The following is a 22,986-nucleotide window of genomic DNA, read 5'->3' on the forward strand; positions in this document are numbered from 1 at the left end:
AGACATTTCGGAACGACGCTGGATTGCGAGTTTTATAACTACGAATAGCGTCGTGAGAATAGGCAGCCCTGCGAGGCGTTCCCTAATACGAGCAGGGCTGACCGTGTCGAGATAAACATGAACTCAAAGTTTTGTTCGCCGAGTTCTTATTCTTAAAAAGAATTTTCAATTAATAAATATTCGTGTATCATTGTCCCTATGCTTAAACACTTAGAGGTAATAGTTACAGGTCGCGTACAACTAGTTATGTATCGCGATTTTGCGCAGAGAAAGGCAAGGAAACTTGGAATAGTTGGTACAGTTCAAAATTTGAAAGATGGTTCAGTATCCGTAGTAGCAGAAGGTGATGAAGAAGTCTTGAATAAATACATTTCTTATCTCAAAAAAGGTTCAGTTTTATCAAAAGTTGATGAAGTTAAAGTGAATTGGGGAAAACCTACTGGAACTTTTTCTGATTTTTTGATAATCTACTAACTTCAATGGACTCAATAAAAACAAAAAAACCGATTTGTATCGGCTTTATAATGGATGGAAACAGACGCTGGACAGGGAAAAGTGGCGTAAAGAGTATTGAAGGTCATTCGGAGGGTTATAAGAAATTAAAAGAAGTTTTGGGCTGGGTCAAAGAAGCTGGTGTGAATGACGCTATTGTCTATGCTTTTTCTACGGAAAATTGGAGACGTACAAAAGAGGAAGTCGGTGCACTCATAGGGCTCCTTTCTTTTGCTCTTTCCAATGAAGTAGAATCTTTGGTCAATCAAGGTGTCCGTCTGAAATTTATCGGCGATCTTTCTATGTTTCCAGAAGATTTGCAGACTGCGATGAAATGGGCAGAAAAAGAAACTTCTTTTAATGGGCCGTTAACTTTGACGGTAGCGTTATCTTACGGTGGTCGTGCAGAAATATTGCGAGCTATAAAACACGTATCGTTGTTACCAAAAGAAGAGATATTATCTTTGAATGAGGAATCGCTAAAAGATTATTTATGGACAGCAAAAACTCCTGATCCCGATTTGATTATTCGTACCGGTGGAGAAATTCGTTTATCAAATTTTCTATCTTATCAAGGTGTCTATAGTGAACTGTTTTTTACCAAAACTTTGTGGCCAGATTTTAGTAAAGAAGAGTTTCAAAAGATCTTGAAGGAGTATGGGGAGAGGAAAATAAATAAGGGGAAATAGGGGACAATTAGCTATTGCATTTCTATTGTTAAGGAGTAACATTTTATGTGGAACTAGAAAGAGGTCCTAATGAATCATCCTAAAAAACTGAGAAAACTGTAGAAAGGAGATTGGTCATGAGACATCCTAAAAAATTGAGGATCTAATACCATTTTGGTTTATTAGATGCAAAACCGCTAAGTTTGTTGTTTTAGCGGTTTTTTTGTTTACGCTTTATTAGTCACAGATCAATAGTGCGCCGTCTGGGACAATGTTGGAACCTTTCTGGTATTGAATACTTTAGCATAAAAACAGAAACCCGCGATCATTGCTGACCGCGGGGGAAATCCGTGAGGACATTTAGAGCTTTCGCTCCGGTCTCTCTGACCGAGTGGATAAACCACTATTTGCGAGGTTTGATGAAGACCCAGCGGGGCGACCAGCGTAACGTGCTTGGGTCGACATTCTTGACATCGAGCAAGAGATGCCAGATGTCCCGCCCAACAACAAAGATTAGCGGCTGATTATTATTACGAGTTTCGATGATTGGTTCCATCGCAATCCAGAGATATTCACCTTGCGGTTGATCCCTGTATTGCAGACGTAACTGTGGACCGACTTCGTTCGGACAAAGGTCTAGTCCGACCTCGATGGCCTGTTTGTAGATGTCAGCTGGGGTTAGTAGTATGCTTTTCTCTAAACCAAGATCGGCTTCCGTAACGACAACAAGATCCACTTCCGTTGGTTCAGTCGTCGCTTTGAAGGCGGGGTCTTGCAACATCCATTCATACCAAGGGTTCATCCTAAGGCCGGATTGCGCCAAGGCCTCACTGAAGTATCCCAGCATGATGCCTGTACCAAGTCTAATGGTTTTCCAAACTGGAAAATCTTTCATTGTAACTCCTTGTTTTTGTTTGTTTTTTTGGTTAAATCTAGCTCTCAAAAGGCAAATTTCTACCTTTTCGGAGCTAGACTTAGCCGTTTCAATGTTCTTGATCTTCTGCTACAAGTATAGCATAATGCAGTCTACTTGTCAATACTTTGCTATTTCGTCAAATATGTGTTTTAGCACGGCTCTATTAAGGTTTGGTTTAAAATAAAAGACACAGTAAAAACTGAGTTAACGTTAATTTTATGAGTCACAGATCAATAGTGCCCGGGGTGGGAATCGAACCCACAACCCTTGTAAGAGATAACATTTTAAGTGTTACGTGTTTACCAATTTCACCACCCGGGCTTTTGTTTTGTTTTTGCCACGATGAGTTGGTTTTAAACTGTGGCAATTTGGACAAAGTACTCTGAGGTTTTCAAGTCTATTATCATGTCTGTCACCATTTATATGGTCTAGTTCAACTGGGATTCTACCATCAATTGAACGTTCTGCCCAGCCACATTCCTCACATTTACATTGTTTTAAATTTGCTCTGAAAAGTCGATTTTTTAATTGATAACTTTGGTAATGATTTTCAGTGGTAAGAATTTTTTCAAGAGGAATTTGAGGTTGATAATGTCCTCGAAGTCCTTTATTCCACGTCATTCCAGTAAAGTGAGGAATACTCACATTGTATAGTTTAAGATATTTTTTGACCTGTTCATAATTACCCCCAGCTTCAACTAGGTGTAATTTAAACAAAACTTGGCGCACACTTTTTGATTGTGCGGCTGCGTTTATTAAGTCTTCTTTTGTCCAACTTCTTTTACTCATTGAATGCAATTATATACCCAATGAAATAATTGCAACTCTAGAAATTATCTTAAAAATGTTATGAATTAAGTAGAGGCCACGGCGAGAATCGAACTCGCGTATAGCTCTTTTGCAGAGAGCCGAATTACCACTTTTCTACGTGGCCGAAATAAGATATCTCGGCTCATTGGTTATTCTATATACTTTTTTCTATTTCGTCTATCTTTTGTCTGTTCTTTTCACCAGAGTCTATTTTGACTTCAAAGAAAGGTATGCGGGCAATTCTGGATTTTTCTTTGACATAATCACGAAAATCACTGAGTCTACGATGAGCAAATTCTACAGCTTCGGTTTCCATACTTTCTGGTAATACCGTCATGAGTATGACAGCTCTACCACCACGACTCATCAGTTGTACATTTGTGACCGTGATGAGAGATAATCTGTTTGATTCACGAGAAAAGAAATCGGCTGCAAGCTCGCGTAACATTTCTTGTACTTTTTCATTTTTTTGATTCATTGGTGGGGGATTTAATTTGTTTTCTTTTCTACTACTTTCACCGCTTCAACTCTATCGCCAGGGGCAATCTCTATCTTTGCTTCAACCATCATTCCGAATTCAAAACCTTCAGCAACTTCGGAAACTTTTATTTTCTTTGATTGCAATTCCTTGATCTTGCCACGTCCTATTTCGGTACCACGACGCATGAGGCGGACATCGTTACCGTTGTTCATAGTCCCAGATTCTACTTTACCACCGACAACCTGACGTTCTTTGTCTTTTGAGAATAATGCCAAGATTTTTGCGCAACCACTGACTTCTTCAACATATTCTTTTGGAATCTTTGCAACAACAGCATCATCTATGAATTTTGATAATTCGTAAATGATATTGAAAGTTTTGACTTTTATAGGTACAGCGGCGCGATCTATGAGAGCAGATGTTTTCTTGTCTGGTTTGATATTAAATCCAACCAAGATTGTTTCTGGATTACCTTGTGCCATCTTTACATCATTTTCGTTTATATCACCGATACCCTCAGAGATAATCTTTATAATAACTTTGTCATGCTTTATCTTTGCCAATTCATGTTTGACTCCTTCCAAACTACCGATAACGTCAGCTTTGACAATGATAGGTAAGACGACGGTTTCAACTTTATTTTCATCTTCAGTTGTTGTTGGAATAGGACATGAAGCTTTTGCAGCTGAATCAATCTTTTTCTGTTCTAGATTGAAAGCGTTGATAAAGTCTTTTTGTTCATCTTTGAATTTTTCGGTTATTTTTTCTGCTTCTTTCTTACAAGTCGTCGTTGTGAACAGAGCTCCACATTGAGGAATAGTATTCCAGCCGAGAATTCGAACTGGCATAGAAGCTGTTCCACTCTTTATCTTGTCACCTTTAAAATCTTCAATAAAACGGACTGGTGCATAAGATCCATCTGCAACCACGAATGAACCTTCGCTCAAAGTACCATCTTTGATGAGTAGAGTAGCGGAAATACCTTTTCTAGTATCAAGTGTAGATTCTATAACTACTCCAGAAGCATCCAAGGTAGGATCGGTTTTGAGTACGGCTAATTCTGCTACTAACAAAACCATTTCAAGTAATTCAGGAATGCCTTCGCCGGTGATTGCAGAAATAGCGAGGCAGGGAACATCACCACCCCAACCTTCTACGTAGATCTCATTTTCTCCTAAACTTTGTTTGGCTTTGTCTACATTTGCATTTGGCTTGTCTATCTTTGTAATAGCAACAATATATGGAATTTTTGAATCCTTGATATTTTTGTGAGCCTCTATAGTCTGTGGCTTGACTCCATCTTCAGCAGAGACGATGAGGATTGCGATGTCTGCTGCTTGTGCACCACGTTCACGGATATTACAGAAGGCGGCGTGTCCTGGAGTGTCTAGGAAGGTAATAGGATTGACCTTACCATCTGCGGAAGTGTAGACGGCTTGATATGCTCCAACGTGTTGGGTAATACCGCCAGCTTCTCCAGCGACGACTTTGGTCTTGCGGATATAGTCTAGAAGGGTAGATTTGCCATGGTCAATATGCCCCATGATGACGACCACAGGAGGGCGACTAATCAGGTTTTTCTGATTGTTTGTAGACATATAGTTAGTTATACAGTCTAGCAGAAATGACTGTTATTGACAATCAAAGTTCTGGATTGTGATGTTTTCTACTTCAGTCCCAACTTTGCTTTCTCTAGAGCCTCCATCTCTTCATCGGACAATTCATGTTCAGAAGAAAATGTCTTGATAGGTTTTGAAAATACACTGACACGGTCTCTAGAGTAGAGACTTGAGAGGACTACGCCGTCTCCTTCTTCGTTTACGAAAGCTGTAGCAAAGCTTTGTTTACCACCTTCACCAATGCCTTTGAATGGATTGAAACGAACTGTATGGACGGAACGAACACTTTTCTTCAATCTATTTTCTACATCAGCCAGATAACTTTCCATTTCGTCTTGAAATTTTTCTAAATCTTTGAGACTCGTAGCAGTATGAGTCAGTGAATCGGCAATATTGTGTGATTCTGAACCAATGAGAAAGCGCTTTATTTTTGTGTACATCCAGATAACTACACCAAGGAGAATGATGTTGAGTATTGCTAATATGATGAAGCCGTAAAAAAGATTGTTTGGGTCGGTGAAAAATGTCATATGCTTTCATTATACAAACTTTTAACTTAAGTACAAAAAACCTTGCACCTTATTGTAGGAAATGTAAACTAATACATATGTTCAATTGCAACCTCTTTAATCGTCGCATTTATTTAGACTATGCATCCCTCACTCCGATAGATCCTCGTGTCATTTGTGAAATGAGGAAGTTTTCATCACTCAGGTATGCCAATCCATCTTCTTTATATAAGGAGGGTGTTTCTGCAAAGAAATCTTTGAGTGATGGTCGTTCTAGAGTTGCCAGTTTTTTGCGTGCTCATCCTAGTGAGGTTATTTTTACTAGTGGTGGTACTGAATCAAACAATTTGGCAATACTTGGAACTGTTGAATCTTTGCACGAGAAAGGTATTGATTATGAAAAAATGCATATCATCATCAGTGCTATTGAACATTCTTCTGTTCGTGAGTGCGCAAATTATCTCGGAGGTAAAGGTGTGATTGTGGATACTGTTTCAGTTGATAAAAATGGAATTATTTCTTTGGAAGAATTAAAAAAGAAATTATTACCCAATACGGTAGTCGTCTCTATAATGACGGTCAATAACGAGATCGGTTCGGTGCAACCTATCCGTGATATCGCAAAGATGGTCAGACATTATAGAAATGAAATTGCCGAGAAATCAGCTTCAGCTTTTAATTTTCAAGATTATCAATATCCTGTTTTTCATACAGACGCTTCACAAGCTGGTTTGTATGAAGATTTGAATGTGGAAAAACTAGGAGTAGATCTTTTGACTCTGGATGGTACAAAAGTTTATGGTCCACGAGGCGTTGGAGTTTTGTTTATAAGAAGAGATACGCCTATTTCTCCTATTATATATGGTGGTGGTCAAGAATCTGGTCGCAGATCTGGTACAGAGAACCTTCCATCTATTATGGGTTTGGCGAAAGCTCTGGATATTGCTGGTGCTGAAAGGGAAAAAGAGGTCGTTAGGATTGTGGGATTAAAAGATTATTTTATTAGCCAATTGAAAGTTATTAAGTCGGATATCTCAGTGAATGGTGGAGAATCTTCCTCTAAGTGTCGCTTTCGCTCTGATGAGCTACAGCGGACCGAAGCTAACCCCGCGGTAACTCAAAGTCCACACATCTTAAATGTTTTTATCCCTAAGATTGATAATGAATTTTTTGTCTTACAGTTGGATGCAAAAGGTATTTGTTGTTCCACGAAAAGTTCCTGTCTTCATGATGAAGATGAATCTTATGTTTTGAAATCTATCGGGGCAGACAGCAAACGTTCTGTGAGATTTTCTTTTGGAAGATGGACAACAAAGAGGGAATTAAAGAGGGCTATAAAGATTATTTCTGCGAATCTGAAGAAAATTAGTTAAAATTGATTATCGTTTTGATGCGATTTTCTGAATATTGAAAAGCTTCTTCAAAAGCCTTTATGCCATTTTCTGCAGAGTATCGGTGAGTTATCAAATCTTTTAAATTGATCTTATTTTCTGTGACCAAGGTGATCGCTTCGGGAAATGTAAAAGCGCAAGTCCATGAACCGTGGACATTCAATTCTTTTTTAATTATCTTCATCAGATCCAATTTGGAAGGCTCTTCAAAAACGCCAAGGATGAAAACGTTGCCAGTTCTGGCAGTAATGTCTAAGGCTAGTTGTGCAGTTATCTCTTTACCGACTACTTCAAATGTGACATCTATACCACTAGGATAGAATTCATTTATTTTTGAAATTACATCTTCATCTTTACTATTTATAGTCTTATCGGTCCAACCTCTATTTTTGGCGAATTGCAGACGAGAATCTTGAACATCTATTCCAACAACATTGGCGCCAGTCGTTTTGAGTGCTTGATCAAGGAATAATCCGATCGGTCCTTGTCCTATGACGGCAACATTTTTGTCTAACAATTGGCGAATTTCTTTGATGGCGTAGAGCGCTATAGTCAAAGGTTCTATCAAAGCTCCTTCTTCAAAACTTATTTGATCTGGAATTTTGTAGACTAGGTCTGCGGGAATAGCGAGATATTCTGCCAACGCTCCAGGAAGGTGAAGTCCAATAACTTTTGCACTAAGACATAAGTTGGGTTTGCCATTCAAACAATAATGACAAACATGACAAGGGACTACATGTTCACCCACGACACGGTCTCCAATTTTAAATTTTGTTACATTACTGCCGACTTTTTCTATGACTCCAGAAAATTCGTGACCCATCACAAGTGGGGTAGGCAAGTCCATCTTTCCATTGTAAATATGTAGATCGGTACCACAGATGCCGACACTTTTTATTTTCATCAAGACTTCGTCGTCTTTGATGTCTGGTTTTGGTAAGTCTACGTACTCCAAATTTTTCGGTCCTTTATAGATGATTGCTTTCATTGTGGAATTATAGCATTTTTGGGATGTACTCAGTATTTTCTTAACCATTGCCTTTTTTACTACAATCTGTTAGTCTTTTCCCATCATGTTAATGATTAGATTACAGCGCACAGGACGCAAACACGAACCGACTTTCAGAGTCGTTTTGACCGATTCCAAGAATGGACCAAAGAGTGGTAAATATCTCAAGAATTTGGGTTGGTACGATTCACGTTTAGAAAATGATGCCAAGAAGCAGATTGATGTAGAAGCTATCAAACATTGGATGACAAAGGGTGCAAAGCTTTCTTTGACCCTTCACAATTTCCTTGTTTCTCAAAAGATTATTGAAGGTAAAAAGTTGAATGCTCTCCCAAAGAAGACTGTTCAAAAGAAGCCTGCCTCCTCCGCCGAGGCTTCGAAGGCCAAGGAGGAAGTAAAAAAGGAAGAAGCTAAGGTCGCTCCAGCTCCAGTTGCCGAAGTTACTCCAGCTGTTTAGTTTTCCTCATTGACGCTATCATTCAGTTTGTTACACTTGTACCAGTACAGTACAGTTACCTGTACGATTTTATGAAATAATTTTACGATATATGCAGCAAGATCAGCAGTTTCTAGATTACGTTATCAAAGCTTTAGTGGACAATCCTAGTGAAGTCAAAACAACAAGAACGGTAGATGAGATGGGAGTATTACTCACTCTCGAAGTTGGTGCCGCAGATATGGGAAAGATTATTGGTCGCCAAGGCAATACTGCCAAAGCTATCCGCACACTTTTACGTGTTGTTGGGATGAAAAATAATTCTCGCGTTAACCTCAAGATCAACGAACCGGTCGGTGGTTTGAAATCACCAGAGCGTATGGCGGTAGAAGCTCCAGCTGTTCCACTTTCAACTCCAAATTCTAAGACGGTTGATGAGGCTATGGCCGATCTCAAGTTAGAGTAATCAGAACTTCCAAATTTGGCGCATTTCTTGAAGTAATGGTCAAATTAAAAAAACTGTGGTATTGTATTACCACAGTTTTTTTATGATTACATTCCATGTAATAACCTTATTTCCAGAGTCTTTTGAATCGTATTTGAACGCTTCCATAATCAAGCGTGCCCAAGAAGATAAGAAGATTGTTGTGAGATATTATAATCCTAGAGACTTTACTTCAAAAAAAGGTGCAGTTTTGACTTATTCGGATAGAAGGGTAGACAAAAGACCTTATGGTGGTGGTCCGGGTATGGTCATAGAAGCTTTGCCTATTATAAAAGCTATAGAGAAAGCTGTTGGAAACCCTTCTTCGCTGAAGCTACGAAGGGCAGGAAAATCGAAAGTAAAGATAATTTTCTTTAGCCCATCCGGTGAACAATTTTCTAATGAAATGGCAGAGACGTATAAGAAATATACTGACATTGTCTTTGTCTGCGGACGTTACGAAGGTATAGATGCTCGAATAAAAGAAGTTTTTCCAATGGTTGATGTTACAGTTGGTCCTTATGTTCTAACTGGTGGGGAATTGCCAGCCATGATAATGATAGATGCTATTACCAGAAGGATTTCTGGTGTTCTCGGCGACGATCTTTCTATTGAAGAATCTAGAATCGCTAGTAGAGATGTATATACCAGACCAGAGGTTATCGTCTACAAGAAAAAGAAGTACAAAGTACCAGAAATATTACTCACTGGTGACCACGCCAAGATTGAGGAGTGGAAAAAGAAGGTGAATGAGTCAAAAAGATAATTACGAAACAAAAAATAGTTATTGTGAGCTTGTAAAGTTATTTTACGGAGTTAAAATTGTTGGGTGAAAACATTTCCATTTTTACATAAAAAACTTGGTAGACCAAGTAAAAAAGTACTTCGTTTTAGAAAGGCGATGGATGACGCCTTTGATGAGAGGATGAGGCATTCCATGAGACGTTTTGGAAGGCATGATTTTATATATTTTCGGTCTATAAGAAAAGCAACTAGAGAGTTTTTTAATGGCCCTGATGCAATTAGTCTAGCTAATTGGAAAACGTTTCAACCAATGAGTACGCAATATTTCACCTGTCAAAAATTAGATTTATGCGACGATTAATAGCTACTATTAGATACCTGTGTACAACTACCTCTTGACAAAAAAGGGGTGTATGCTAGGCTCACAACAACTTCGCAGATTGTGTTCTGCAGCGCCCTTCCGAAGTTTTAACGAAGGAGGGCCTATAGCGAGGGATTAGAAAGGTCTACCATTAATCCTACAGTGTATAAAACAAATTAATTGCCCCAATATTATTTACCGTTTTTAATATAAAACGGACTTTTTGCGTCATCTATTATTGTTCATTATTAATGATCGGTTCCAAATTAATTTTTATTAAAATGCCCATTACTACTACCTTTAGACCAAAGAAATATTTCTCAAGATATCAGACGCCTCTTACCGTCACTCCGCACATGGTTGAGTCTCAGCTCAAGTCTTTTGCTGATCTCATGGAAAGTGGATTTGAAAATCTCCTAAAGGAATTTTCTCCTATCACAGACTATGCAAGCAAAAAGTTTGAACTTTCCATCGGAGGTATGGAACTCGTTAGACCAAAGTATGACGAACATTTCGCCAAGAATAATAAGATGAACTATGAGGGTCAGATCAAGGTCAAGGTGACTTTGAAAAACAAATCCCTAAACGTAGTCAAAGAACAGGAAATGTTTTTGGCTGATTTTCCTCTGATGACCGACCACGGAACTTTCATCGTGAATGGTGTTGAACGTCTCATCACTCCACAGCTCGCTCATTCATTCGGTATTTTCTTCACTTCAGAAGAAGTAAAAGGCAAGAATTATTTTGGGGCAAAAATAATTCCTGCTCGCGGTGTTTGGATGGAAATAGAAAGTGATGCAGATAGTACTATATATTGTCGTATTGACCGTAAGCGCAAGTTTCCAGTAACTTCACTTTTGCGTATTTTGGGCGCAACTACAAATGAGGCTATCCTTGACCTATTCAAAGATAAGCCAGAAATGAGAAAAGTTATTGAACTGACTTTGGCTAAGGATCATGCCAAGACCGTAGATGAATCATACTTAGAAATCCACAAGCGTCTTCGTGATGGTGATCTAGCTACAGTAGATAACGCACGTTCATTTATCCAAGCTTTGCTCGAACCAAATCGTTATGATATTTCAAGAGTTGGTCGTTTCCGTTTCAACAAGCGTTTCTCAAAGCCTATGGATGAGAAGTCTCTAGAACGCAAGACTTTGAATCTTGATGATATCGCTACTACTATTGGTCACATTGTCACTTTGAGTATCACTCCTGATATGCAAGCTGACGATATTGACCACCTAGGTTCACGCCGTGTTCGCTATGTCGGTGAACTTCTAGAACAGCGTATTCGTCTAGGTCTCACTCAGATGAAGCGTAACATTCAAGACAAGATGTCTACGGTTGAACCTGATGTTACTCTTCCTATTTCATTTATTTATCCACGTCCATTGCAAGCTCGTATCAAGGAATTCTTTACAACAAACCAACTTTCACAATTCATGTTGCAAGAGAACGTCTTGGCCGAAGTGGAACATCTCCGTACTTTGACTGCTCTCGGTCCCGGAGGTCTCTCTCGTGAGCGTGCAGGATTCGAAGTTCGCGACGTGCACCCATCTCACTACGGTCGTCTCTGTCCTATCCATACTCCAGAAGGTCCAAACATTGGTCTAGTTTTGCGTTTGACAATGTATGCTCGCATCAATGATTTCGGAATGATTGAAACTCCTTATGCAAAGGTCAAAAACGGAAAAGTTACAAAAGAGATCGTCTACATGAACGCTCTTGAAGAAGAAAACTTCCGTATTGCTCACGCTGCAACTCCTTATGACAAAGAAGGAAACATTACAGTTGATGAAGCTGAAGTTCGTATCAATGGCAAACCATTCTTGGCAAAGAAAAATGAAGTTGATTATATTGACGTAGCTACAAACCAAGCTTTCTCTATCGCTACTTCTCTCATTCCATTTTTGAACCACGATGATGCAAACCGTGCGCTCATGGGATCAAACATGCAAAAGCAGGCTACTCCTTGTCTCGTTCCAGAAGCACCTTTCGTCGCTACTGGTATTGAAGCAAAGGCTGTCATTGACTCAGGTCGTGTGGTCGCTGCGCCAGAAGATGGTGAGATCACTCATGTTGACGCAAAGAGAGTTGTCTTCAAATCTGCAAAGACAGGCAAGAGTCATGAATACAATCTCGTTCTATTTTCTAGAACAAACGGTTTCACCGCTTTCCATCAACGTCCTATCATCAACCTTGGAGATAAGGTTAAGAAAGGAGATATTCTAGTTGATACCTCTACATCAGATCATGGAGAAATGGCTCTCGGTCACAATGCTCTAGTAGCCTTCATGTCATGGTCTGGATCAAACTACGAGGATGCCATCATCCTTTCTGAACGTGTTGTAAAGAACAGTAAGTGGAGTTCTATTCACATTGAGGAATTCGTAGTCAATGTTCGTGACACCAAACTTGGTCCTGAAGTTACAACTTGTGATATCACTAACGTCGGTGAAGCCAAGCTCAAGAATCTTACAGAAGAGGGTATTGTTCGTATTGGTGCAGAAGTTCGTCCTGGCGATATTCTAGTTGGTAAAATTTCTCCAAAGGGTGAAACTCAACTTACACCAGAAGAAAGACTTTTACGTTCTATTTTCGGAGAAAAAGCTCGCGATGTGAAGGATACTTCAAAGAGAATGGAAAACGGCAAACGTGGTCGCGTCATCTCTGTCAAAGTATTTTCTCGTGAGAAGGGAGATAAGCTAGAGTCAGGTATCATCAAGAAGATTTATGTTGAAGTCGCTCAAGTTCGTAATGTTTCCGTTGGAGACAAGATGGCCGGACGTCACGGTAACAAAGGTGTTATCTCAAAGATTCTTCCAGAAGAGGATATGCCATATATGGAAGATGGAACACCTATTGATGTTATCCTTACTCCACTCGGTGTGCCTTCTCGTATGAACCTCGGACAGATCCTAGAATTGCACCTCGGTCTTGCTGCAAATACTCTTGGCTACCAAGCTATCGTTCCTCCTTTCACAGGAGCAACTGATGCAGAAATCAAAGAAGAGTTGGTCAAAGCAGGATTCGATAAGTCAGGAAAAATGTTGCTACGCGATGGTCGCACAGGAGAACATTTCAAACAGCCTGTTGCTGTCGGATACATGTACATCTTGAAACTACATCACATGGTTGAAGACAAGATCCACATGCGTTCTATCGGTCCTTACTCTCTCATTACTCAACAGCCACTAGGAGGTAAAGCTCAAGGTGGAGGTCAGAGATTTGGAGAAATGGAAGTCTGGGCATTGCTCGGTCACGGTGCCGCTCATACTTTGCGTGAAATTCTTACAGTTAAGTCAGATGATATCGTCGGTCGTTCACAAACATTCGATGCTATCGTCAAGGGTGAAAAGATGCGTGTTCCGAATTTACCAGCCTCATTCAATGTGCTTTTGAAGACATTACGTGGATTGGCGCTTAACGTGGAGTTGGTTAATAAGCCTAGAGTAGATGAAGAATAAGAGTAAATGAAAGTGTAAAAATCAAAATGGAAAATGACAAAGAAAAATTTAAAAATGAATTTAAAAAGAGATTGTATAAGTGGGTGCTGAGATTAGTTAAATTCATTGATAAACTTCCGAAAGATTCAGTCTCCAATGTTATGGGAAAGCAGTTACTTAGAAGTGGTACAAGTATATTGGCAAATTATGTTGAAGCAAGCTCAGCGAGTTCAAGAAAAGATTTTATTAATTTTTTCACACATTCGCTCAAATCTTCAAATGAGTCAAAGGTTTGGTTAACATTGTTACGTGATACGGAGAAGGGAGATGTAAAGGAGTTGCTGTGGTTATTGAAAGAGTTAATTGAGGTTTCGAACATTATAGCTTCCAGCATCATTACGTTAAAGAAGAAAAAACAATTATGAAAACAAATAAGCAAAAAGGTTATGTAATTCCTCTAGTCACCGCTATTGTGGTTATTCTCGTTGTCGGCGTAGTGTATTACTCCACTCAAAGGAAACAGAGTTATTGTTGGCCATATTGTCCAAATATGACTGATCAAGACAGAGAAATCATTAAGAATCAAATGCGAGAGGCTACATCTACGAATCCGGATACTGCGAGCTGGAAGACATATACTAACCCCGTCTTCGGCTACAGTTTTAAGTACCCTTCTGAATCTGAATTGGCGGATCAAAAATCTTTTGACAATAATGGTAACCTCATAGTTGTAATTTTTCCACAGCCAAGTCAGGGGGTTGGTGTTCAATTTTCAGTTTCAGTTTCTGACAACACTGCTAATTGTTATAAAAATGATTTAAGAGGCACGTCTACCAGAACGGTGACGATTAATGGAAATACTTACCATGTCGGTAGCGGTGGTGATCAAGGTATGGGTGGTGCGATTGGTGAATACACCAACTATGCCATTATAAAGAATAGTGCTTGTTATCAATTAGTCATGGATCTTCAATGGAATCGATCATCTGGAAGGAATTTCGATGAGCAAAAAATACAGGATTATCTCAAACAAATCTTATCAACCTTTAAATTTATCAGCCAATAATCTTAACATTTTTAATTTTGATATTTAATCTTTAATTTAATTACCATGCAACCAAATATAAATAAAAAGCAAAATGAACCAACACAGTTTGACCTAGTCAAATTGACATTGGCATCACCTGATAAGATCCTTGAATGGTCATATGGTGAGATCACCAAACCAGAAACCATCAACTATCGTACACAACGATCTGAAAAGAGCGGTCTCTTTGACGAGCGCATCTTTGGTCCAGACCGAGATTTTGAATGTTACTGTGGAAAATATCGCGGTATTCGTTACAAAGGTATTGTTTGCGAAAAGTGTGGAGTTGAAATTACACGCTCAATAGTTCGCCGTGACCGCATGGGACATATTGAACTAGCAAGTCCAGTTTCTCATATCTGGTTCCTCCGCAGTGTCCCTTCACGTATTGGTCTTATCTTAGGAATGACTACTTCAGATCTTGAAAAAGTAGTTTATTTCGCTGGATATATTGTTACCAAAGTTCACGTAGGTGAAAAGGAGAGTTTCCTCAAAGAACTTGATACTGAATACAAGAGTAAAGTTAAGGCTGCTCAAGATGACAAGACCAAGGAAGCTTTGAAAGAACTCGTAGTCAATGCTCGTAAAGATATTGAAAGTCTCGTAGAAGGTTTTGTTATGGATGAAGCTACTTATCATAAATTTGCTGTGAAGTATGGCTCTCTATTTGAAGCTGGTATTGGTGCAGAAGTCATATACGAACTTTTGAAGAAGGTTGATTTAGTCAAACTCCAAGCAGAATTGATCAAGGTTCATGATGTTGCTGGTACAGCTGATCGTGAAAGACTCTCAAAGCGTTTGTCATTGGTCAAGCAAATGATCAAAGCCAAGGTTCGTCCAGAATGGATGTTCCTAGTTCGTATTCCAGTCATTCCACCAGGACTCCGTCCAATGGTTGCTCTTGATGGTGGACGTTACGCTACTTCAGATGTAAACGATTTGTATCGCCGTGTTATCAACCGCAACAATCGTCTTTTGAAATTGAAAGAGATCAATGCTCCAGAAGTTATTCTCCGCAACGAAAAGCGTATTTTGCAAGAAGCTGTAGATGCTCTCATAGATAACTCTATCCGTCACAGTTCTTCTGCTGGTGCTGCCGCAGTTGCTGCTCAGAAGCGAGCTTTGAAATCACTCTCAGATAGTTTGAAGTCAAAGAGAGGACTATTTCGTCAGAACCTTCTCGGTAAGCGCGTAGACTATTCTGGTCGTTCAGTTATCGTCGTCGGCCCAGAGCTCAAACTAGATGAATGTGGTTTGCCAAAACACATGGCCTTGGAATTGTTCCGTCCATTCGTCATCTCAGGACTTTTGAAAAAAGAATTAGCTTACAACATTCGTGGTGCAAACAGACTCATTGATGATGGTGCAAAAGAAGTTTGGGAAATTCTAGAAGAAGTTATTAAAGGTAAATACGTACTCTTGAACCGTGCTCCTACTTTGCACCGTTTAGGTATTCAAGCTTTTAGACCTCAACTTATTGAAGGTAATGCTATCCATGTTCACCCACTCGTATGTACAGCTTTCAACGCTGACTTCGATGGAGACCAGATGGCCGTACACGTTCCGTTGTCAGATGAGGCTCAGATGGAAGCAAAGATGATCATGGCTTCTGATAGGAACATCTTGAAACCAGGTAACAATGACCCTACTGTTGTAGCAAAGATGCTTGATATTGTGCTCGGTTGTTTCTGGGTTACGAAAGTTGTGGCTGGTGCAAATGGTGAAGGTAAAGCTTTTGAATCTCCTGATTCAGCTATCTTGGCAAATAGTTTTGAAAGTATAGATCTTCGTGCCAAGGTTAAAGTTGTAGCTCCAAATACTCCAAAGTATGCAAAATTTGAAGGTAAGATTTTTGAGACTACAGTCGGAAGAATCTTGCTCAACAATATTTTGCCTGATGATTATCCTTTCATCAATGAAGAAGTTGGACGCAAATATCTAGGTCAGATTATTGACGACATGATCACTCTCCGTGGAGCTGAGAATGTTGCGCCAATTCTAGATAAGATAAAATCTTTCGGTTTTAGTTACGCTACTATTTCTGGTACAACTTGGGGTATTGATGACATCATGGTTCCAGATTCAAAGAAAGCAATCATTGCCAAAGGTAAAGTCCAAGCTGATATTGTCAGTAAGCAGTTTGATGAAGGTCTTCTTGCAGAAGAAGAAAGAATCAGAAAACATATTGAAATTTGGCAGAGAGCCAAGGGTGAAGTTGAAAAAGCAATTCCTGCTTCTTTGGACAAGCTCGGTTCTGTCTACGACATGATCACCTCTGGAGCTCGCGGATCCCTATCACAGATCACACAAATGGTTGGTATGAAAGGTCTTATCTCATCAGTTTCTGGAGAAACTATTGAATTCCCGATCCTATCCTGTTCCAAGGAAGGTCTTACTCCTATTGAATATTTCATTACTACTCACGGTTCAAGAAAGGGTCTCACAGACACCGCTTTGAACACCGCTAAAGCAGGTTACCTCACACGTAAGCTCTTCGTGGTTGCTCAAGATGTCGTAGTTTCTGAAGAAGATTGTGGTACAAAAGAATTTATTACTATATACAAGCAGACTGCTTCTGGTATGAATATTCCTCTTTCAAAGAATATTCGCGGACGTAATATTGCTGAAGATATCAAGACTGCCGATGGAAAAGTTTTATTTGAAAAGGGACATCTCTTGAATAAGTCGGACGCTCTCAAAGTTGAAGCTGCTGGTATAAATGAAGTCAAAGTCCGTTCACCACTCTCATGTAAAACTCTACGTGGTGTTTGTTCCAAGTGTTACGGTCTAGACCTAGGTAGGAATACTCCTATCGCTCTAGGTGAAGCTGTAGGAACTATTGCTGCTCAAGCCATCGGAGAACCTGGTACACAGCTAACAATGCGTACATTCCATGCTGGTGGTACTGCTTCACAAGGTGGAGACATCACATCAGGTCTACCACGCGTTGAAGAAGTTTTTGAAAAGCGTCGTCCAAAGAATCCTGCTGTGGTAGCAACCGTGAACGGTGTAGTTACAGGTATGAAGGATGTTGGAAAAGAAAAGATGATCTATGTCATTCCAGATATTGAAGACAAGGGTAAAGGCAAAGCAACTGAAGTTGAATATGTCTTCCCATATCGCCGTACTACTATGGTCAAAGCAGGTGATCGTGTAAAGAAGGGTCAACTCTTGACTGATGGTTCTGCTGATATTGACGAGATCTTTGAATACGGTGGAGAAGAGCGTGCCAAGGATTACGTTATTACTGAAGTTGGTAAGATCTACGAACTTCAGGGAGAAACGGTTTCCCGTAAGCACATTGAACTCATCGTTAAACAGATGTTCAGTCGTCGTAAGATCATTGATGGTGGAGATACAAACTTCACTGAAGGTATGATCATCGATGATATTCAATTTGCAGAAGAGAATGCGGAAGCCAAAGAAGCTGGAGGTACTATCGCCAAGGCCGAGAAATTGGTCATGGGTATTACCGAAACTTCTCTATCAAGAAAGAGTTTCTTGTCAGCTGCATCATTCCAGCACACTACTCGTGTCCTCATCGCCAACGCGGTCCGTGGTGCTTCAGATGACCTCACAGGCCTCATGGAAAACGTTATCATTGGTCGCTTGGTTCCAGCTGGTTCAGGTTTCGTTGGATCACCAAAGAAAAAGATGATTGACGCTGTTTCAGCAGGTAGTGAGGAGGTTGAGGGGGAGTAATAGGATAATTTAATAAAAAGAAAAACCAACTTCCTGAAAGGGGGTTGGTTTTTTGATTGAAGATCTATCTTTAGATTTTTTGGGGCGGTGTATTGTTAGACTCTCTTTTCCAGCGTCTATACTTTTTATAATAGAACATTGTCTCCATTAACGAGGCAAGGGCAACAGATAAGACGGTAGATAAAATAAACATAGAGAAAATCTCTCGAATGGTCAATATTCCTAACATCATACATTCTAGTACATAAGGATGTATGATATTGTGTATCACAATTGCTCCAGAGGTAGATATCAATAGGCAAAATAGCCATGAAATCATTGACTTTAAATGATTATTCATAAATTTATCTTTGTTTTTTGTTGTTGAAGATCAGTCAGCTACTTTCTAGATGATACAATACCGATTGTTAACTTGTCAATGTATACAAACTCCGCCTATAAACCTATAATTACCGTTAATGAAACCTGAATTTCTCACAAAAATCGATGCTGTTAAAGCCGAAATCGAAAAGCATGGCGTCCTAGATCCGGCATTATTAAAGAATCTTGATGAGTGGTATCGCATAGAATTAACCTACACTTCAAATGCTCTAGAAGGTAACACTTTGACGCGTCAAGAAACCGCATTGGTGGTTGAAAAAGATATTAGTATTGATGGTAAGCAACTAAGAGAACTCATTGAAGCGAAGAATCATGGAGAAGCAGTTGAGTTTATTAAAAAATTTGCCAAGGATCATTCTGGCCTCGGTGATGTCACTTTACCTGCTATTCTTGATATTCATCGTATCATTTTACAAAAGAATGATGACGTGAATGCTGGCAGACTTCGTAATGTTCCAGTCAGGATTTCTGGTTCAACATCAATAATGCCCAATCCAGCCTCGGTGCCAAAACTCATGGAAGAATTCATTACTTGGTTGAGTAGTAGTAAAGATCATTCAGCCTCAACCGCTATAGAAGCTCATTATCGTTTTGTCTCCATTCATCCATTTACCGATGGTAATGGTAGAACCGCCCGTCTTCTTCTTAATCTAATACTTTTACAAAATAATTATCCGCCAGTTATTATTCACCCTGAAGACAGGAGAGTTTACGTAACATCTCTTGAAAAAGCTCAAACAGGCGGAAGCAAAGATGATTATGAGAATTTTATGTTGGAGGCGGTACTAAAATCGGCAGAGGAGTATTTGAAATCTATTAAATAGTACATGAAAAACCGAAACTTTTTCTTTCAACAGTACGATAAGATAAATTGGGTAAACCAAGAAAAGACACATCTCAATGTTTCTGTAAATAAGTTTATTCTCGATGAAATCATCTCCAAACAAAGTATACCTTTCAGCTTGTTTGGTATCGGTTCTGGAATTGGATTTTTTATAAGGATGTTAAAAGAAAAATATGGCGACAATATCCATATCGCTGGATGCGAGCCATCAAAGAAGAGTTACGATTATTTCATTAAAAGTGATATAGACAAAAGTAATGTTGAGATTTATCAAGATACTTTTCAAGACTTTAAAACAGATAAGAAGTTTGATTTTATTACGGCAATATACGTCTTTCCACATTTTATTGAAGCTGATTTGAGTAAGGTGGCTCAAAAAATATCGGGAATGCTAAATGAAAAAGGAAGACTAATAATCGTCGTCTCCAACGAAGAGTATTTGAGAAATAAGTTAGAGACAAAAAGAGATTTGTTCATCGAAAAAAATACCATTGAGTTTAAAGGTAAGGAATACAAAGAATATCTACATTATGTTGAAATACCTGATATGGGTACGGTTATAGATTACGATAGAGAAGAAGATTATTACAAAGCCCTTCTTGAAGATAATGGATTGAAGTTGGTAAAAAAAGATAAGCTAAATAGTGACGAATACATTTGTACAGTATTTACGTTTGAGAAGGTCTAATGAGTTTTAAATGTCAAGCGAAGAATTATAGGGTATTGCATTTATCCATTGATTTTGTACAATATGTACATTATGAAGATTATTACCACAACCGTCGCTCGTAAGACTATAGGGAGTATGTTAAACCGAGTTAAATATTACGGTGAAGTTTTTGGAATTGGCCGTCGTAATTCTATTGATGCATTACTTATTCAGTTTCCAAGTGCTTATAACGAAGATTTGAATGACATTACAAATGTTAACGCTAGTTCAAAGAGTTTTGAATTTTTAGCAAAAGAAAAGGATATTTACTCACTTTCTGATCTAAAAGAAAAATATGTATAAAGGGACTCTCGTATTGATACCATTTCCGTTTACTGATTTATCTGGTCAAAAGGTACGACCAGCTCTTGTTTTGCATAATCAAAGAGGTGGAGAAGATTGTATAGTAGCTTTTATCTCATCGGTTCAAAATAAAAAAATTGGAGTTTACGATATACCAGTTGTTCCGTCATTAAGTAATGGACTTAAAGTTAATTCAACAATCAAAATTTCAAAGATTGCAACTTTACAGAAAAAGACAATTCTTGGAGAACTTGGTCAGTTGGAATCAGTGACTGTATCAAAAGTGAATGTTATGTTAAGAAAACTGTTCAGTATTTAAGATACGGATGTATCCTTTTTTTGTAATAAAAAACGCACCTATTAAAAGATGCGTTCGGATTCCTTGCGCTCCTTCACGGCAGGACTAGCGATTGGTCGTGGCTATAAGCTTGCCTCTAATTGATAATGTGGATACGCCACAATATCTTTTAGTTTTTGTTACTATCAAGTCGTTGTACACACAACTTTTGTAATAAAGGCTTTCATACCAATCGGTCCAACAAAGTTTCCTTATCTGAAAGTGTATCCCTTTTCCTATCCCTGTCAATAGTGATACTTGAATTTTTGTAGGTTATACTTCACCTATGAGTCGCACCACAGTAGAAGAAATAAAAGCTCGTATACCCATAGAGGAACTCATAGCTTCTTATGTGAAAGTGGAAAAGTCTGGCAGATCGCTCAAAGCTAGATGCCCATTTCATAATGAGAAAACCGCTTCCTTTTTCATCTCACCAGAACGTGGCGGGTATTACTGTTTTGGTTGTGGAGCAAAAGGCGATATCTTTTCATTTGTTGAACAATTTGAAGGGCTTGATTTCAAAGGTGCACTCAAGGTCTTGGCAGAGAGGGCAGGAGTACCATTGGTGATGGATCAAAAAACTGATAGTGATAATGACAAATTATTTAAAATAACAGAAGAAGCTTGTAAATATTTTGAAGATCAATTCAAAAAATCAAAAGAAGCAGAGGCTTATGTAAACCGTCGCGGTGTTAGTCCAGAAACAAGAGGGAATTTTCGTATTGGTTGGGCTCCAGAAGGTTGGCAGAATCTATTGAATTATTTAAAGACAAAAGGCTGGAATGAATCGGTTATTGAAAAGGCGGGGTTTATAAAGAAGAGAGATGGTGGCACGATAGCCGTCGCCGCTGGCGGAGCCATTTCCCCGACTGTTGCGAGCTTGTCGAGCAACACGAAGGGGAAACTGGCACAGCCAAAAGGCGACGGTGCTAGTTATAGTTCTTCAAATTATTACGACCGTTTTCGTGGCCGAGTAATGTTTCCTATCACTGATTCTAGTGGAAGAGTCGTCGCTTTTACCGGACGTATTCTCAAAGAGGATGATAAAAATGCAAAATATTTGAATAGTCCAGAAACTCCTATTTTTACAAAATCTCAAATATTATTTGGTCTAGATAAAGCAAAGACTGAAATCCGTCGCGTCGGTTATTCTATCCTTGTAGAAGGTCAAATGGATCTCGTGCTCTCACATCAAGTCGGAGTCAAAAACGCCATCGCTGCTTCTGGAACCGCTCTTACAGATCAGAGTCAAGGTGAAAGTGGAGTTATCAGTAATCTCGGTATGGTCAGACGTCTAAGTTCAAATATGATTATTGCTCTTGATTCCGATAAGGCTGGTCGTACCGCTGCTATGCGTGCTGTCGCAGCTACGGCACTTTCCATGGGCATGTCGGTCAAGATTGCAGATATAGAAGGTGGTAAAGATCCTGCAGATCTCATCTTGGACAATCCTGAAAATTGGAAAAATGTTCTCAAGAATTCTAAACATGTTATTGAATTTGAACTCGGTAATGTTTTGAAAGAAGTTCCAGATTCACAAAAATTGGGTAAAGCTGTTCGTGAAAGAGTTTTTCCATTTTTGGCGAGAATAGATAGTGAGATGGATAAAGCCTATTTCGTAAAGATTATTGCTGAGAAATCAGGTTTGAATGAACAATCCGTCTGGGAGGATTTGAGAAAATTTGAAAAGACAATGAAACAGACTTCGGCAAGTTCCACCAATCAATCATCAGTTTCAAATAATTTAGCTTCATCTGCTGTACAAAGACCTCTTAGTAGTGCAAAAACAAATAATATTTCTACTAATGCAGATAAAAATTCAGCCCATCGTCTGGATCTGGTTGAACGCAGAATGTTCGGTCTTTTGAATTTGATGGAAACTTCTGGTATTGCTGATGCAAAAGAGTATCGTGAGAGAATCAAAAAAATTGCTGGTGATATTTATGAAGATAAGATAAATAAGATCACACCTATGATGGGTGACCTTTCTTTTGAAGCCGAAGCTTTTTATGGTAATGAAAAAGATCGTTTTAATATTCATATGAATGAACTCATCTTCAATTTTGAAGAAGATCTTATCAATAAAGAACTCATAGAGACTATGGGTAAACTTCGTTCTGCCGAGAAAGCCGGTGACAACAAAACTGTTTCAGAGTTAGCTAAAAAATGTCAGGTTTTGTCTATGAGGAAGGCAGAGGTGGGGAAGCAGAGGAGGGTGTAATTCAATATGAAGTGGAATTTTATATAAAAAACC

The 22,986-nt window shown here is 39.0% G+C and carries 22 protein-coding genes and 2 tRNA genes; 16 read left to right on the forward strand and 8 right to left on the reverse strand.

Annotation, left to right across the window (positions count from 1 at the left end):
* Window positions 1–198: 198 nt before the first annotated feature.
* Window positions 199–474, forward strand: a complete 276-nt coding sequence (locus WCS89_00005) for an acylphosphatase (protein MFA6553881.1) — start codon at window positions 199–201, stop codon at window positions 472–474.
* 50 nt (window positions 475–524) lie between these two features.
* Window positions 525–1,181 carry a polyprenyl diphosphate synthase gene (gene uppS, locus WCS89_00010; GenBank protein MFA6553882.1) on the forward strand — a complete coding sequence of 219 codons (657 nt, stop codon included), beginning with the start codon at window positions 525–527 and terminating at the stop codon, window positions 1,179–1,181.
* Window positions 1,182–1,563: 382 nt separating this feature from the next.
* Here uppS and WCS89_00015 read toward each other — a convergent pair whose 3' ends face one another.
* From WCS89_00015 to WCS89_00045, 7 genes are all read right to left on the reverse strand, one after another.
* Window positions 1,564–2,103 carry a hypothetical protein gene (locus WCS89_00015; GenBank protein MFA6553883.1) on the reverse strand — a complete coding sequence of 180 codons (540 nt, stop codon included), beginning with the start codon at window positions 2,101–2,103 and terminating at the stop codon, window positions 1,564–1,566.
* 210 nt (window positions 2,104–2,313) lie between these two features.
* A tRNA-Leu gene (locus WCS89_00020) sits at window positions 2,314–2,397 on the reverse strand.
* Window positions 2,368–2,865, reverse strand: a complete 498-nt coding sequence (locus WCS89_00025) for an HNH endonuclease signature motif containing protein (protein MFA6553884.1) — start codon at window positions 2,863–2,865, stop codon at window positions 2,368–2,370. The genes WCS89_00020 and WCS89_00025 overlap by 30 nt, the downstream gene beginning before the upstream one ends.
* 73 nt (window positions 2,866–2,938) lie before the next feature.
* Window positions 2,939–3,010: transfer RNA gene (locus WCS89_00030), tRNA-Cys, on the reverse strand.
* Between the two features lie 30 nt (window positions 3,011–3,040).
* On the reverse strand, window positions 3,041–3,364 hold the full coding sequence (locus WCS89_00035) for a hypothetical protein (GenBank protein ID MFA6553885.1): 324 nt from the start codon (window positions 3,362–3,364) through the stop codon (window positions 3,041–3,043).
* An 11-nt stretch (window positions 3,365–3,375) separates the two neighbouring features.
* Window positions 3,376–4,965 (reverse strand): translation initiation factor IF-2, encoded by a 1,590-nt coding sequence (gene infB / locus WCS89_00040; GenBank protein MFA6553886.1) that lies wholly within the window; start codon window positions 4,963–4,965, stop codon window positions 3,376–3,378.
* A gap of 68 nt (window positions 4,966–5,033) precedes the next feature.
* Window positions 5,034–5,516 (reverse strand): DUF4446 family protein, encoded by a 483-nt coding sequence (locus WCS89_00045; protein ID MFA6553887.1) that lies wholly within the window; start codon window positions 5,514–5,516, stop codon window positions 5,034–5,036.
* A 77-nt stretch (window positions 5,517–5,593) separates the two neighbouring features.
* Here WCS89_00045 and WCS89_00050 point away from each other — a divergent pair, with 77 nt between their 5' ends.
* Window positions 5,594–6,868, forward strand: a complete 1,275-nt coding sequence (locus tag WCS89_00050) for a cysteine desulfurase family protein (protein MFA6553888.1) — start codon at window positions 5,594–5,596, stop codon at window positions 6,866–6,868.
* On the opposite strand, the gene WCS89_00055 is transcribed toward WCS89_00050, so the two are convergent.
* Window positions 6,861–7,874 (reverse strand): alcohol dehydrogenase catalytic domain-containing protein, encoded by a 1,014-nt coding sequence (locus tag WCS89_00055; protein MFA6553889.1) that lies wholly within the window; start codon window positions 7,872–7,874, stop codon window positions 6,861–6,863. The genes WCS89_00050 and WCS89_00055 overlap by 8 nt on opposite strands.
* An 85-nt stretch (window positions 7,875–7,959) precedes the next feature.
* Here WCS89_00055 and rpsP point away from each other — a divergent pair, with 85 nt between their 5' ends.
* From rpsP to WCS89_00120, 13 genes are all read left to right on the forward strand, one after another.
* Window positions 7,960–8,352: a 30S ribosomal protein S16 gene (gene rpsP / locus WCS89_00060; protein MFA6553890.1), complete on the forward strand. Its 393-nt coding sequence runs from the start codon at window positions 7,960–7,962 to the stop codon at window positions 8,350–8,352.
* A gap of 91 nt (window positions 8,353–8,443) precedes the next feature.
* The gene (locus WCS89_00065) at window positions 8,444–8,797 is read left to right on the forward strand and encodes a KH domain-containing protein (protein ID MFA6553891.1); all 354 of its coding nucleotides are present in this window, start codon (window positions 8,444–8,446) and stop codon (window positions 8,795–8,797) included.
* An 82-nt stretch (window positions 8,798–8,879) separates the two neighbouring features.
* Window positions 8,880–9,581 carry a tRNA (guanosine(37)-N1)-methyltransferase TrmD gene (trmD, locus tag WCS89_00070; GenBank protein MFA6553892.1) on the forward strand — a complete coding sequence of 234 codons (702 nt, stop codon included), beginning with the start codon at window positions 8,880–8,882 and terminating at the stop codon, window positions 9,579–9,581.
* Between the two features lie 63 nt (window positions 9,582–9,644).
* Window positions 9,645–9,920, forward strand: coding sequence for a hypothetical protein (locus tag WCS89_00075; protein MFA6553893.1), 276 nt, complete (start codon window positions 9,645–9,647; stop codon window positions 9,918–9,920).
* A 281-nt stretch (window positions 9,921–10,201) separates the two neighbouring features.
* The gene (locus tag WCS89_00080) at window positions 10,202–13,390 is read left to right on the forward strand and encodes a DNA-directed RNA polymerase subunit beta (protein MFA6553894.1); all 3,189 of its coding nucleotides are present in this window, start codon (window positions 10,202–10,204) and stop codon (window positions 13,388–13,390) included.
* A 26-nt stretch (window positions 13,391–13,416) separates the two neighbouring features.
* Window positions 13,417–13,794, forward strand: a complete 378-nt coding sequence (locus WCS89_00085) for a four helix bundle protein (GenBank protein MFA6553895.1) — start codon at window positions 13,417–13,419, stop codon at window positions 13,792–13,794.
* A complete protein-coding gene (locus WCS89_00090) occupies window positions 13,791–14,435 on the forward strand; it encodes a hypothetical protein (protein ID MFA6553896.1) in 645 nt (214 codons plus the stop codon). Before WCS89_00085 ends, WCS89_00090 begins: the two co-directional genes overlap by 4 nt.
* Window positions 14,436–14,480: 45 nt before the next feature.
* Window positions 14,481–18,158 (forward strand): DNA-directed RNA polymerase subunit beta', encoded by a 3,678-nt coding sequence (gene rpoC / locus WCS89_00095; protein ID MFA6553897.1) that lies wholly within the window; start codon window positions 14,481–14,483, stop codon window positions 18,156–18,158.
* Between the two features lie 458 nt (window positions 18,159–18,616).
* Window positions 18,617–19,363, forward strand: a complete 747-nt coding sequence (locus WCS89_00100; protein ID MFA6553898.1) for a Fic family protein — start codon at window positions 18,617–18,619, stop codon at window positions 19,361–19,363.
* Between the two features lie 3 nt (window positions 19,364–19,366).
* Complete coding sequence (locus tag WCS89_00105) at window positions 19,367–20,071, forward strand: class I SAM-dependent methyltransferase (GenBank protein ID MFA6553899.1); 705 nt, start codon at window positions 19,367–19,369, stop codon at window positions 20,069–20,071.
* A 72-nt stretch (window positions 20,072–20,143) separates the two neighbouring features.
* A complete protein-coding gene (locus tag WCS89_00110; protein MFA6553900.1) occupies window positions 20,144–20,395 on the forward strand; it encodes a hypothetical protein in 252 nt (83 codons plus the stop codon).
* Window positions 20,388–20,714 carry a type II toxin-antitoxin system PemK/MazF family toxin gene (locus WCS89_00115; protein ID MFA6553901.1) on the forward strand — a complete coding sequence of 109 codons (327 nt, stop codon included), beginning with the start codon at window positions 20,388–20,390 and terminating at the stop codon, window positions 20,712–20,714. The genes WCS89_00110 and WCS89_00115 overlap by 8 nt, the downstream gene beginning before the upstream one ends.
* Window positions 20,715–21,018: 304 nt before the next feature.
* Window positions 21,019–22,953, forward strand: coding sequence for a CHC2 zinc finger domain-containing protein (locus WCS89_00120; GenBank protein ID MFA6553902.1), 1,935 nt, complete (start codon window positions 21,019–21,021; stop codon window positions 22,951–22,953).
* Window positions 22,954–22,986 lie beyond the last annotated feature (33 nt).

The sequence above is a fragment of the Candidatus Paceibacterota bacterium genome (assembly GCA_041666915.1).
Classification (GTDB): domain Bacteria; phylum Patescibacteriota; class Minisyncoccia; order Phycocordibacterales; family PALSA-1337; genus C7867-002.

Bases quoted from the DNA above. Each gene is read 5' to 3' on its own strand.
- WCS89_00115 (MFA6553901.1), top strand. From the start codon at position 20,388: ATGTATAAAGGGACTCTCGTATTGATACCATTTCCGTTTACTGATTTA.
- WCS89_00080 (MFA6553894.1), top strand. From the start codon at position 10,202: ATGCCCATTACTACTACCTTTAGACCAAAGAAATATTTCTCAAGATAT.
- WCS89_00100 (MFA6553898.1), top strand. From the start codon at position 18,617: ATGAAACCTGAATTTCTCACAAAAATCGATGCTGTTAAAGCCGAAATC.
- WCS89_00065 (MFA6553891.1), top strand. From the start codon at position 8,444: ATGCAGCAAGATCAGCAGTTTCTAGATTACGTTATCAAAGCTTTAGTG.
- rpsP (MFA6553890.1), top strand. From the start codon at position 7,960: ATGTTAATGATTAGATTACAGCGCACAGGACGCAAACACGAACCGACT.
- WCS89_00110 (MFA6553900.1), top strand. From the start codon at position 20,144: ATGAAGATTATTACCACAACCGTCGCTCGTAAGACTATAGGGAGTATG.
- WCS89_00050 (MFA6553888.1), top strand. From the start codon at position 5,594: ATGTTCAATTGCAACCTCTTTAATCGTCGCATTTATTTAGACTATGCA.
- WCS89_00005 (MFA6553881.1), top strand. From the start codon at position 199: ATGCTTAAACACTTAGAGGTAATAGTTACAGGTCGCGTACAACTAGTT.
- WCS89_00105 (MFA6553899.1), top strand. From the start codon at position 19,367: ATGAAAAACCGAAACTTTTTCTTTCAACAGTACGATAAGATAAATTGG.
- WCS89_00055 (MFA6553889.1), bottom strand. From the start codon at position 7,874: ATGAAAGCAATCATCTATAAAGGACCGAAAAATTTGGAGTACGTAGAC.
- uppS (MFA6553882.1), top strand. From the start codon at position 525: ATGGATGGAAACAGACGCTGGACAGGGAAAAGTGGCGTAAAGAGTATT.
- WCS89_00090 (MFA6553896.1), top strand. From the start codon at position 13,791: ATGAAAACAAATAAGCAAAAAGGTTATGTAATTCCTCTAGTCACCGCT.
- WCS89_00035 (MFA6553885.1), bottom strand. From the start codon at position 3,364: ATGAATCAAAAAAATGAAAAAGTACAAGAAATGTTACGCGAGCTTGCA.
- trmD (MFA6553892.1), top strand. From the start codon at position 8,880: ATGATTACATTCCATGTAATAACCTTATTTCCAGAGTCTTTTGAATCG.
- rpoC (MFA6553897.1), top strand. From the start codon at position 14,481: ATGCAACCAAATATAAATAAAAAGCAAAATGAACCAACACAGTTTGAC.
- WCS89_00025 (MFA6553884.1), bottom strand. From the start codon at position 2,865: ATGAGTAAAAGAAGTTGGACAAAAGAAGACTTAATAAACGCAGCCGCA.
- infB (MFA6553886.1), bottom strand. From the start codon at position 4,965: ATGTCTACAAACAATCAGAAAAACCTGATTAGTCGCCCTCCTGTGGTC.
- WCS89_00120 (MFA6553902.1), top strand. From the start codon at position 21,019: ATGAGTCGCACCACAGTAGAAGAAATAAAAGCTCGTATACCCATAGAG.
- WCS89_00045 (MFA6553887.1), bottom strand. From the start codon at position 5,516: ATGACATTTTTCACCGACCCAAACAATCTTTTTTACGGCTTCATCATA.
- WCS89_00085 (MFA6553895.1), top strand. From the start codon at position 13,417: ATGGAAAATGACAAAGAAAAATTTAAAAATGAATTTAAAAAGAGATTG.